This is a genomic window from Rhodococcus sp. NPDC059968 (assembly GCF_042738615.1).
GTDB lineage: Bacteria > Actinomycetota > Actinomycetes > Mycobacteriales > Mycobacteriaceae > Rhodococcus_F.
On record NZ_JBHWUE010000075.1, the window covers coordinates 8,764 to 20,549 of the forward strand.

General features: G+C 62.4%; 12 protein-coding genes and 1 pseudogene. 2 read left to right on the plus strand and 11 right to left on the minus strand.

Features of this window, described 5'->3' with window-relative positions; genetic code table 11:
* A partial coding sequence (locus ACFWAY_RS39085; protein ID WP_378514318.1) for a hypothetical protein occupies positions 1-1,316 on the minus strand: 1,316 nt, incomplete at its 3' end.
* A gap of 845 nt (positions 1,317-2,161) precedes the next feature.
* Between ACFWAY_RS39085 and ACFWAY_RS39090 the strand changes: the two genes are divergently transcribed.
* The gene (locus ACFWAY_RS39090) at positions 2,162-2,602 is read left to right on the plus strand and encodes a nuclear transport factor 2 family protein (RefSeq protein ID WP_378514319.1); all 441 of its coding nucleotides are present in this window, start codon (positions 2,162-2,164) and stop codon (positions 2,600-2,602) included.
* 380 nt (positions 2,603-2,982) lie between these two features.
* Here ACFWAY_RS39090 and ACFWAY_RS39095 read toward each other — a convergent pair.
* Positions 2,983-3,145, minus strand: a pseudogene (locus ACFWAY_RS39095) (KUP/HAK/KT family potassium transporter); the annotation flags it as partial.
* A gap of 76 nt (positions 3,146-3,221) precedes the next feature.
* Between ACFWAY_RS39095 and ACFWAY_RS39100 the strand changes: the two are divergent.
* Complete coding sequence (locus tag ACFWAY_RS39100) at positions 3,222-3,359, plus strand: hypothetical protein (RefSeq protein ID WP_378514320.1); 138 nt, start codon at positions 3,222-3,224, stop codon at positions 3,357-3,359.
* A 37-nt stretch (positions 3,360-3,396) separates the two neighbouring features.
* On the opposite strand, the gene ACFWAY_RS39105 is transcribed toward ACFWAY_RS39100, so the two are convergent.
* The 9 genes from ACFWAY_RS39105 to ACFWAY_RS39145 all read right to left on the minus strand — a co-directional run bounded on the left by ACFWAY_RS39105 (position 3,397) and on the right by ACFWAY_RS39145 (position 11,785).
* Positions 3,397-3,807, minus strand: a complete 411-nt coding sequence (locus ACFWAY_RS39105) for an SCP2 sterol-binding domain-containing protein (RefSeq protein ID WP_378514321.1) — start codon at positions 3,805-3,807, stop codon at positions 3,397-3,399.
* Between the two features lie 219 nt (positions 3,808-4,026).
* Complete coding sequence (locus tag ACFWAY_RS39110; protein WP_378514322.1) at positions 4,027-4,698, minus strand: response regulator; 672 nt, start codon at positions 4,696-4,698, stop codon at positions 4,027-4,029.
* Between the two features lie 73 nt (positions 4,699-4,771).
* Entirely contained in the window at positions 4,772-5,803 is a 1,032-nt protein-coding gene (locus ACFWAY_RS39115; RefSeq protein WP_378514323.1) for an ABC transporter ATP-binding protein, read from the minus strand.
* Between the two features lie 47 nt (positions 5,804-5,850).
* A complete protein-coding gene (locus ACFWAY_RS39120) occupies positions 5,851-6,474 on the minus strand; it encodes a hypothetical protein (RefSeq protein WP_378514324.1) in 624 nt (207 codons plus the stop codon).
* Positions 6,471-7,064: a hypothetical protein gene (locus ACFWAY_RS39125; protein ID WP_378514325.1), complete on the minus strand. Its 594-nt coding sequence runs from the start codon at positions 7,062-7,064 to the stop codon at positions 6,471-6,473. The genes ACFWAY_RS39120 and ACFWAY_RS39125 overlap by 4 nt, the downstream gene beginning before the upstream one ends.
* On the minus strand, positions 7,040-8,413 hold the full coding sequence (locus tag ACFWAY_RS39130) for an MCE family protein (RefSeq protein WP_378514326.1): 1,374 nt from the start codon (positions 8,411-8,413) through the stop codon (positions 7,040-7,042). The genes ACFWAY_RS39125 and ACFWAY_RS39130 overlap by 25 nt, the downstream gene beginning before the upstream one ends.
* A 14-nt stretch (positions 8,414-8,427) precedes the next feature.
* The gene (locus tag ACFWAY_RS39135; RefSeq protein ID WP_378514327.1) at positions 8,428-9,561 is read right to left on the minus strand and encodes an MCE family protein; all 1,134 of its coding nucleotides are present in this window, start codon (positions 9,559-9,561) and stop codon (positions 8,428-8,430) included.
* A 35-nt stretch (positions 9,562-9,596) separates the two neighbouring features.
* Positions 9,597-10,790, minus strand: a complete 1,194-nt coding sequence (locus tag ACFWAY_RS39140; RefSeq protein ID WP_378514328.1) for an MCE family protein — start codon at positions 10,788-10,790, stop codon at positions 9,597-9,599.
* Complete coding sequence (locus ACFWAY_RS39145; protein ID WP_378514329.1) at positions 10,787-11,785, minus strand: MCE family protein; 999 nt, start codon at positions 11,783-11,785, stop codon at positions 10,787-10,789. Before ACFWAY_RS39145 ends, ACFWAY_RS39140 begins: the two co-directional genes overlap by 4 nt.
* Between the last annotated feature and the right edge of the window lies 1 nt (position 11,786).

Here is an 11,786-nt window from a genome sequence, read left to right on the forward strand (position 1 = left end):
TCCGTGTAGCCGCCGGTCGTGCCCGGATCGGTTAACGTCGTCCCCGGATCCGTGTAGCCGCCGCTGGTTCCCGGATCGGCATACGTCGTCCCCGGATCGGTTAACGTCGCCCCCGGATCGGTTAACGTCGCCCCCGGATCCGTGTAGCCGCCGGTCGTGCCCGGATCGGTTAACGTCGTCCCCGGATCCGTGTAGCCGCCGCTGGTTCCCGGATCGGCATACGTCGTCCCCGGTTCCGTGTAGGTTCCGGGATCCGCACTGTATCCGCCCAAGTCAGTTGGAGCGGGTGCGTCATGTGAAGAATCAGGCATCGGGGCCACGGGCGCAGCTTCAATCGGGGGTGCCGGGGGCGCAGGTGCATCGTGCCCGCTCATTGCTGTTTGATCGCTGCCACCATGTCCGGCGTCGGGCATCGGCGCCACAGGCGCGGCTTCAATCGGAGGCGCGGGAGGCGCGGGAGGCGCAGGGTGCGCGGGTGCATCGTGCCCGCTCATAGCTGTTTGATCGCTGCCACCATGTCCGGCGTCGGGCATCGGGGCAGGCGGGGCGGGTGCGACGAGTGCCGGGGCGGGCACATCGGGCACCGGAGCGGGCGCGACAGGAGCAAGGACCACAGGTGCATCCGCTGCCGGTGGGACGTGCGCGGGCGACGCGGGAGGTGCGGGAGGTGCGGGAGGCGCCTCGACGGCAGGAGCCGGGTCGGCAGGAGCAGAATCCGCGGGAGCCGAGGCGGGCCCAGGATCGCCTGGAATTGCGGCGGGCTGATTCACTCCGTTGCCGGTACCGTGAACCGGCTCGACGACGGGGGCCGGCCCACTGGTCGTCGGCGTGTCTTGGTGCTGGCTCCACACGAGGCCACCGGCGGCGAGCGTTAGTACCGCCGCGAGGGGTGCGAGGGCATTGGCAGCGGTGCTGCCGAGTCCCCCGGCGCCGGCCGGGGCGAGGCTCGATGTCGGACCGGTCGGTGCGGTGGCGGGTCCGCTCGGTGTCGGTGCCGGAGCCGGGGGTTGCTCGGGAGCATGCACTGCGGGTTCGTCGTGTTCCTTGGCCTTTTCGAGCATTTCCCATACGACCAGGGGTGTGCCGGTGCCTTTCCACCACAGCGCGGCGAACGGCATCAGGACCGGTTGGGCCACACCTCCCAGGAATTTCACTGCCTTGACGGCCTTCGAGTCGTTCTCCGCGAACGGAAGTTTGGTTGCGACGAAGTTGATGTAGGCCGCGCTCGCATTGTGTAATCCATCGTTGATCGCGCTCAACGGGAGCCAGACCGGGGCGGCGACGCATAGGAGGAAATTTGCCGTCCACGTCCCCATCGAGTCTCCTGGACGCGGGGTCACCGCGTGGATGAGGTGCGGAGTGAGACTTTCGTACGGTACGGGTCCTTGGTCAGACATGGCACTGCCTGCCGCCCGTGTCGGTGGTCGGCTGCCCTCCGGGCAGGGTGGGCGGGCGAGTTGTGGCACGGAGGCCGGTGGGTTTCATGAGATCGGGTCCTGAGAGGTGGACAAGGATGAACAGGCTGATCGTCCTCGGGGGCGTGATGTCCCGGCTCAATCCTCTTCCCGTGTGATCACGCCGTTATCCCCTCCTAGGGTGCGGGAAGTACCCCCCAGGGGAGCATCGGATCACCCGAGGGCCACTTGCCGCCCGCCCCGAAACACATGAGGGCCTATTCCGCCTGCAACAGCATCGGCACCGGGGAAGGGGTGGAGTTCTGGGCGACGCGCACCCTACGCGGCGAGTATCGCAGCGCAATGAACCCCCGCTCCCCCTCGCGCGATGACTCTCCAGATCGCCGACCACCTCGATCCGAACCTTTCGGATCGGACAAACCCTGTCGGCGCAACGCCGCGACAGGGTTTGTCCGCCAACGTGAGCGCATCGACGTCGGGGTCGCCGACCGCGAAATCTCCGCTCCGCCGACGGTCTGTCCGACCTGCATTCGGAGACGCGCTGATCTGCACCGAGAACGTAACGAAAGGTGCACGCGAGCACAGTCATTGTTCCGCAAGGGAAATCGCCGTCCCGCCGCGAGACGATCGCCCACGGTCTCCGCTCCCAGCCAACGGCGACGAGCTCTCCGCCACCGGCATGGCCCGATCAGCTTCACCGAATTCGCGTCCACGACCCGCTCCGGCGTGGAAGTAAACTTCACATCGTGAAGGCGCCCATTGCCGACCTCGCGGATTTCGCCGCGCTGGAGCCATTCTTTCGGATCATCGAACAGGGTCTGGACGGACTGGCCCCGCCCGGACACTTCTTCGACCTCCTCGCAGAGGACATCACCGTCGACTACGTGATCACCGTCCCCGGGTACCCACGGCACATCGAGGGCCGCTCCGCAGTCGCCGAGCTATACCGCCCCTACGGCACCACCATCGTTCTCGACCGCTGCTTCGCTCTGACCGTCCACCACGACGCCACCACCGGAGTCGTGGTACTCGAGTACGCCTCCGAAGGCCACGTAGTGGGCACCGGACATCGATACGCCAACCGGTACATCTCCGTACTCACACTCCGTGACGGCGAAATCACGCACTGGCGGGACTACCTCGACCCGATCGCTGTGTTCGACGCCCTGGGCTGGCCATCACACTGACCTCCCGCCCGGGCACCCTCAGACACCCGCCCCACCCCCGCACCACGACGCAGGCACCCAACACCCAGGGTTCTTCGGCTGGTCTGTTGGGATCCATGGGTACCTTGACGCCGTCCTCGCGCCAGGACGTGCTGGCGAGGCGGGCCTCAGTGCGGGCGATGATGGCGCCCCAGTGGATTCGGCGTAGTAGGTCGCTGGTGATCAGTGGCCTCGGTCCCTCCTCCACTTCATCGTCATACGGGATCCCAAATCGTCGTCCTCGTGGGTGTCGGTTTCGTGCTGGTCATCCGGGTGTAGGTAGTTGCCGAACCACAGCCCCAGTAGTCGCGGGAGAGTTCGAGCTCGGCGACGTCGAGTCCATGGCCGCGGACGATGCGGACGAACAGTCGCCTGACCGCCGCCGTGCCGCGACGTTGCACCGGAGAACAACCCCACGATGATCACCGCCGTGATCGGCACGATCCACTCTGCCAACCCCGGCTCGACGACCTTTACGCCCTCCACCGCGGACAGCACCGAGATCGCCGGTGTGATCATGCTGCCATCGGGACCTACGACGCCGCCGTGATCACCAAAGACGACACCGAAAGCCGAAAAACGCGTCGCCAAGGAACTCGACGTGAGCACGAAGGACATCGACAAAGCCGTCCAGGAAGGTTGCAAAGTAGGAACAGATCTTGATGAACCCAACATCACCCGAAGAACGGCCAGCCGAGATCGTACCGGCGGCCGTTCATCGCGTGCAGCCGAGCTGTGATAGCTATGCGCCCTGGCGGCCCGCCGTGGGTGAAAGATCAGGCGTTGAGCAGATCAGTACGGCCGTCCTTCTCGAGCATCGCCCGGTAGGGCCCGAACAGCGTCTTAGCTGCAGGCACGAGCTTGAGGATCTTGGCGGTCGAGCCTTTGGCTCGAACCTGCCCCTTGGCCATGGCGACGGTCAGGTTGAGGTTACCTAGCCAGAACTTGTTTCCGTTGTCAGCGGTCATGAAGAGCTCCACATTGGGAGTCGGACCCTCTCCCTGGCCGGTAAAGACCTTGTTGTTGGCGAAGTCGACAGTCACGACCGCGTCGGGATCGGTGTAGGTCACACGCAACACCACCCCGGACTCAGCGAATTTGGGGCCGAGCTCGGGGTCGGTTGTGCCTTGCTCGAAGACACCGCCGACGTAGCGGTGCACATCGTTGTCATCCTTGAAAACGCCCATGGGTCTGCTCCATTTGGTCGAGGTTGACCCGGACCGCCTTGGTCTGGGTATTGCCGTGTAGCGCTTCCTCATCGAGGTCACGTCCGAGCCCGGAGTCTGGTGATGCGCATCAGACCTCCGGGGTGGCAGGTGCTGGACCTCAACACCCATACACAGCATTGTGAATCGCATCACCACTGGCATCGGGCTACGGGTGCCACAGTTGGCCCGCTCGGACCGCTAACGACCGCCGGGAAAGGTTCTGTCATCGATCAGCCCGCACCGTCCGGCGAGGGCTGCGGCCTCGATGCGGTTCGCAGCCCCGATCTTGTTGAGCAACGAGGCCACCATGCGTTTCGCGGTCCGTTCGCTGACGAGTAACCGTTTAGCGAGCTCGGCGGTCTCCAATCCTTGCGCCAACAGACTCCACAGCTGGATCTCCCGGGAGGCCAGCCGGACCAGCAGACCATCTTCAGGCTTGCGGCTGCTTGTTAGAAGAGCGTCCAAGATTTCCGGACTCACTACCCGAATGCCGCTGGCCAGGGTAAGTAGAGGATGGATCAGCGCCTCGGGATCGGACGTCTTCGCCAAGAATCCGTCGGCTCCCGCCCGCAGGGCGCTTTCAGCGAGTGTCAGGTCATCAGTCCCGGACAGCGCCAGTACCCGAGTCTGGGGATATGCCTTCTTCACCTCAGCGATTGCCTTCACGCCTCCACCCGGAGGCAACGTCAAGTCGATCGTGGCGATGTCGGCACGATGTCGCCCAACCAACGCGACTGCCTCCTCGCTGCTGGTGGCCCAGCCCCCGACGGTGAGAACGCCGTCGTGGCTGCTGCCCAGAAGGAGCTGCAGACCTTGTGCGAATAGCGCGTGGTCATCAACGATGACCACTACTAGTGGACTCGGTGGCATGTAGATAATCGTTGCACGTCCTCTCTGTCATGCCCCTGAGTAACCGGCTGACCGCCGCTCGAGCGTGGGTGATCTATGCCAAAGTCCACATCTCCTCACCTACAACCGGGATGACCTGTGTGTGCTGTTCGGCATCGAAGCTTTCCCCGATGGCGACCTGTGCGTTGTGCGGCAATGTGTGCATGATCTGCCTGACCCGCTCCTGACGGCGGGCCACGCCCTGACGGAACGGAAGGCCAGGGGTCGGCTGAATCTGCGGCACGATGCCTTCGATCTCCTCTGTTCCGCCGTGGTGGTGGCCGGCATCGACCAAGGCCTGCTCCTGCGCTATCTGGGATTCGTCCTTCTCCTCGCTCATACCGATCGGGCCGATTCGGCGACCGTTGAGGAACTGCTCGACCACGGGCTCGTCGCTCGTGAGGAGGACCTCCCTGGGGCCGAACATCACAAGGTGCTTGCGGAAGAGCATGCCTATGTTGTCCGGTACCGTGCGCGCGACGGAGATGTTGTGGGTCACGATCAGGATCGTGGCATCGATCTGCGCATTGATGTCGATCAACAGCTGGCTGAGGTAGGCCGTGCGCACCGGGTCGAGCCCGGAGTCCGGCTCATCGCACAGGATGATCTCAGGGTCGAGAACCAGAGCGCGAGCGAGACCGGCGCGTTTGCGCATACCGCCGGAGATCTCGCCCGGGAGCTTATCCTCGGCGCCGAGAAGGCCCACCAGCTCTATCTTCTCCATGACGATCTTGCGGATCTCCGACTCCGACTTCTTGGTGTGCTCACGAAGGACGAACGCAACATTGTCGAACAGGTTCATCGACCCGAACAGGGCACCATCCTGGAACAGCACACCGAATAGCTTGCGAATCTCGTAGAGCTCCTTCGACGAGCATTCCAGGATGTCGGTGCCATCGATCACGATCGAGCCGCGCTCGGGGCGCAACAGGCCGATCAGCGACTTCAGGAACACCGACTTACCGGTGCCGGACGGACCGAGAAGCACACTCACCTCGCCCTGCGGGAGGGTCAGCGAGACGTCTTCCCAGATCTTCTGTGAGCCGAATGACTTGGTCAGCCCCTCGACGGATAACTCGACACCCACCGCTTACCTCCACACACTCCAAGGGAAATTTCTGCCAACTCGACCGGTCAGAGCGGCGTGATCTCGGAGATCAGCCACTGACCATCCCGCTCTGTCGCTCTGACCCGCACCCGACTGCCGTCCAGTCGTTGCTCGGGAGCGTCCTTCCTGGTCGTGGTTTGGTTGACGAATGCAAGAATCGTCACCTCCCCCGGATTCGCGGAAACAACCGAACTTTCGACCACCGTCGCGGCCGTGACGACTTCTCGGTCCCGGGCCACTGGGGTGATGATTTCCTTGCCGAGGGACTCGAATTCCTTCCTGAAATCACCAGTCAGGTTGTCCGTCGCGGATGCAAGGTCGCTCTCGACACTGCGATAGTCATAGGAGAGGGTCGATTCCAGCCGGCCTGGGATCTGAGAGCTGGCCGAGTCTCCTGCCGCCTGGGTCTGACCCCGTTCATCAACCTTCTGGTACAACGCAACGCAGCCCACTGCGCCAGCCACCACCATGACCGACAGTACGATTGCAACGCAGTTTCGCCGGCGACGAGGCCACCCATTCACCCAGAACGCCGACTTCCTCGGCAAGTGAACAATCGCGCCCAGGATGGTCTTGACACGGCGCCGCGCACCGCGGCGTGCGCGTGGTTCCTTCTCCGAGTTACTGGTGATATCCTGTTCGGTGGTCACGAGACGAACTCCACGTCAGAGACCAGCCAGGCGCCATCGATTTTCGACAGACTGACCTTCATTCGATACACCCTTTCTTCCCCTTGCGGGGCGGCACTGTTCTTGACATTCGACGACACCGCAGCGAGCACCACTGCCCCGGAGTCATCGGCAGACACGAGGCCGGCCTCCTTCACCTCTCCGATGGAGTCGACCTGTCCGTCGGACAGCACACTCGCGAACGTGCCTCCAGCATCGGTGAATTGATCCCGAAATGTGCCGGTCGAGCTCGACGTAATCCTGTCCATATCCGACTGGGCGCTCTCATGGTTGAGAGTCACCAGGTTTCCGACGACTTCGTGGGCCGTTCGGATTATCAGTTCGTTACGCTCGGCCTCGGCCTGCCCCGCTCGTAAGCTGATCGTCAGAACAGATGTGCCCACCAGCAGAGATATCAACAGAGCGCCGAGCACCGGCACCGCTATTCCGGTACGGGAGAGCCGACACCCGATGGCGTCGTGACGATCAGCCAGAGGCAATTGGACATCTTCCCCGTGGTTCCGTGCCGCAGCCTTGTCGATTTCCTCTAGTTGATCAGCATGTCCTGCCATGATTCCGCTTCCTTCGTGACATCCTGGCTATCGGCCGGGATATCGATTGTGTAGCTCTGTCCATCAAGAGCCCTGAACTTCCCCGAAATCGGGTCGTACGGGACAGCTGCCGGGGTCCCCGATTCGATCGGGTGGTTCTGCGGTTGTGTCGGCGGGACTGACGAGTCCCATGTCGAGGGCAATCCTCGTGGACACTCGGCGATATCAGCCGTGCGGACGGAAGAATCTGTTGCGCAGGGCACGTTGCGGGCGCCACGAGCGACGCGTCGATCACCCTGCGGCAGAGTGCAGTACGGTGCTCCCGCCAGCTCCTGTGGGCTGGTGTCTCCGGGGTCTCGGCGCTGGGTGCCTTGATACCCCTCCGTGCATGGCAGCGGGTTCAGCGTGTTTCCGAGCTTGACGTCGAGTGGCACTTGAGCTTTGTAGATATCGTCGTCGGTCTGAAATCCGCTCGCAGAGACGCTGTAGTTGGCAGCCGAGGAGAACGCCGGATAGACCACGAGTATCTGCTGCAGCTGAGGAACGTTCACACTGAGTACCTGTCCGACCGAGTGAAGGTTCGACAATAGGATCGGCAAGGTCGGCTGGACGTCCCGCAGGGTACCTGCAACGGCATTCGCGAAGGCGGGACCGCTCTCCAGGGTCTGACGAATCTGACTGTCGTTCAGCGCAAGTTGTTCGGTGAATGACGCCAGGTCCCCGGCGACATTCTGTAGATCTGTTTTGATCTCATTTCCCGTTTCGAGCAGCGGCTCCAGGTCGGTGACCAGAGTCTTCGTCGGACCGATCTCAGCTTGTGCCAGTTCGAGCAGGGGCCCCGACGATTCGATCAGGCGCGCCAGGGAGGATCCGGTGCCGCCGAAAGCGTCGGCACTCTCGTCGATCACCGTGCGCAAGGAGTCCTTGGGAATCGAGGACAACAAGCTCTGAGTATTGTTCAGCAGCGCCGAAACCTGCACGGGCACGGCGGTTCGTTCGACTGGGATCGAACTGCCGTCAGTGAGGTACACGCCGGCGTCGGCTTCCGGCATGAGATCCACATACTGTTCACCGATTGCAGACATGCTTCTCACTCGGGCTCGCGTCCCGTCGGGAACGCTGATCGAGGAGTCCAGCTGCAGGTGCGCTCGCACACCATCGTCTGTGAGCGTCACGTCTTTCACCAGACCGATGTCTATCCCTCGGTACGTCACGATTCCGCCGGGGTAGAGAGCCCCGGATTCGGTGAAGTCCGCCGTCACGGAATAGGTGCCGATGCCTGTAATGCGCTGGACACCGATGTAATTAGTGATGCCGTACGCGAGGCTGACCGCCCCGAGCAACGCGAACACCACCAGCTGAGCACGCACCAACTTCGATCTGATCATCGGGGTTGACCTTCCTGCCCGGGGCCTGCGGATGGAGGCTGCATAGCAGTTCCGGGACGGATCGGCGGCGGCGATGCGCCCGCTGCCGCAAACGGTGCAGTAATCGGATTCACCGCTTGCCGGGCCAGAGCCAGTTGACCGATCCTGTCGAGGGGAATGCTCGGAATGACCTTCTCCGTGAAGGCCTCCACGCTGAGGTCCACCGTCAAGAAGAGATTGAGATAGTCGCCCCGAAAGCCCTTGTCGGCTGCGGTCACCGGGAACGGGGGACTCAGCGCGACTGGCAGTGAGTCGGGGAGCTCAGTCCCTGCCGCGGCCAACTGCGTCAACGTCGGTTGGAGAGACTGGAGATTCGCGACGATATCGTCGCGGCTGCTGCCGAGTGCCCGATGCGCGGCCTCACCGAAGTTGCCAAGACTGGTCAGCATGGTCGTCAGCTGTGCTCGTTGCTGTTCGAGGACCCCGAGGGCTGGCTGGATGGTTGCTATCCCTCTGTCGATGGTTTCGGTCTGTTCGGCTAGTTCGCCGCCCAGTCGGTCCATGCTGTCGATCGCGGTGATCAGGTTGTCCCGCTGCGCATCCAGGCCACCGATGAAGGTCTCCAGCTCGCCGATAACGCTGCGGATTTCCTCCTCATTTCCACCCATTCCGGTGTTCAGTTCGACCATGATCGTCCGAATCTGCTGCAGACCACTACCGTTGAGCACGAGCGAAAGCGCCGACAGCACCTCCTCCACCACCGGGTACTGCGAGGTGCGCGCGAGAGGAATCGTGTCACCGTCCTCCAGAAGTATCGTGCGGTCCGTGTTCGGAGGTGACGACAGTTCGAGATACTGAGCGCCGAGCACACTCGTCTGCGCGAGGGTCGCAATCGCGTCGGCTGGAACCGATGCGTTCGCGCTCAACTCGACCTCCAGTCTCGCCGTTGATCCGTCCAGCGTCACTCCCCGGATCGTGCCGACGTTGACGTTGTCAGCCTTGACCAGCGAGTTGCCGACAAGATTCTGCGCGTTGGCAAGCTCCACGGTGATGGTGACGCTGTCTCCGTCAACCTTGCTGCCCGGGAGTGGCAGAGAATTGACCCCGTCAAACCGGCATCCGGTTGCCATCAACACAACACCCGCGGCCAACAGGGCAGTCTGTGCGATCCCTCTCGAACGTCCCATCATTTGGCACCGCCGGTCGGAATCAACAGATCGGCCAAGCCTTGTGGCTGGCTAGCAGCAGGAACAACAGGAAGGGCCGGAATGCCCTGCCGTGCGACCTGCTCCTTCAATGCCGAATCGAACGAAACTCCGAATGACTCTGCGACTCGGACACACTGATCGTCGGGAGCATCCACCGTCGTCAACAGTGCGCAGATCAGCGACACGGGCTCGGGCAGGTCAGGTGCGGCCAATGCACCGGTGAGCGAATTGGAATCGGGATCGTAGATGTTGTACAGATCCGCGAGCACAGTGGGTGCGACGTGAAGCGTTTGCGCGATCTCGTCCTGCCGCTCGGCGAGAACGCGCGTAACGTCGGTGAGCGCAGAGACGTCGGTTGTCAGGCGTCCTCGGTTATCAGACACGAATTTCTCGACTCTCGGGAGCATCGCCACCACGCTGTTCAGTGCAGCATCGAGTTCGGTCCTGTTGTTGTTGAGCAGATGTGACAACGAGGACAGTTCGGAACTGAATCCGGCGAGCTCCCGATCGCTCGCCGAGAGGTTGCTGACGAACACCTGCAGGTTCTTGACCGTGCCGAATAGGTCCGGCGCGCCGGTCTTCAGAGTCTCGGTGGCATCGGAGAGATTGGTCATGGCGTCGTGAACGGCGAATCCGTTCCCATCGAGCGCTTGCGCTGAGGTATCGAGCAGGCGACTGACCGACCCATCGCCATTGAGTCCGTCAGGGCCAAGAGTTGTCACGAGTTCATCGAGCTGAGCTCTGACTTCGTCATACTCTACCGGCACGACTGTGCGGTCCAGCGGAATTTCCGCGCCATCACCGAGGGTAGCGCCATCGACATAGGTCGGCGAGAGCTGAATATAGCGCCCTGTCACCAATGTTGGTGCAACGATCGCTGCCCTTGCATCCGCGGGAACCGGGTAGCTGCTGTCGAAGCTGAACTCGACCTTCACCTGGTCACCGGCAGGCTCGATCTTGCTCACCGCGCCCACGGGGACGCCCCGCAACATCACGCGATCCCCTTCGTAGAGTCCGATCGAATTCTGAAAGTACGCCGCAACGTGTGTTTCGGACTGCAGGCTCTGGGCATAAACGAGGCCGCTCGCCACCGAGGCAAGGATGACGACGGCACCGACAGCCCGGATCTTCAGCGAAAACTTGCCAGTTCGGAGCAGATTATGATTGCTCATCGGTGCGGGCCTCCTAGGCTGCCGGGAAGCTGCCCTTGCAGGTTGGTTGGAAGGATGTTTTGCAGCATGAAGGACACGAATGGGCCGCTGCCGAGCGCTTCGCCGAGTTGCCTGGCGAATGGGTGCACCCTTTGCAGGGCCAGGTCGAGGTTGTCACGATTGTTGTTGAGAGTGGTGAGGACCGCGTGGAGTTCATCCAGCATCGGACCGATCGTCGCTTCATTCTCCTGCGCGAGCCCCGACAGTTCGTCGCTGAGTTTCTGAACTTGTCCCAGAATGCTGTCGATCGCAGCCGCACGCTGATTGAGTACGTCGAACAGCACTCGACCATCTCCAAGCAGCTTGGTGAACTCTTCGTTACGGGTCGCAAGGATCCCGCCCAGCGCATCGGATTCGGTGAACAATCGACGTATCTCGCTATCTCTCGAGGACACGGTCTCCGACAGTCTGGCGACACCTTCAACCGACGCGCGCAGATCAGGAGAAAGCTCGTCGATCACGTGCGACACCGAGTCCAGTGCCGACTCAACTTGTGGCACATCGGTATCCGATAGCTGATCTGTCAGGTCGGAGATCGCATCGGACGGGTCGTACGCCGAGGTAGTCCGGTCGAGCGGAATCGTGTCGCCGTCCTCCAATTCTCCGTCACCACGGGGCTCGACATCGAGGAATCGTCGGCCCAGAACCGTCTCGACCTTGATAGCCGCAGACGTCGCGGATCCCAAACGAGTCGCCTTCGGGTCGGCGGTGAATGTCACGTCGACGTGGTCGCCGCGTAGTTCGATGTCGGTGACCGTTCCCACATCGACCCCGCTGATCTGCACGCCATCACCCGTGTATAGCCCACCGGTGTCAGCGAATTGGGCTACGTAACGATCCGAGTTATCGATCCCGGGGACGGATTCGTAGTTGAAGACAAGAACCAACGCCACGATCATCCCTCCCGCACCTGCCAGTCCCAGCTTGACCGGATTGCGGTCCGAGAACGGCCTCATG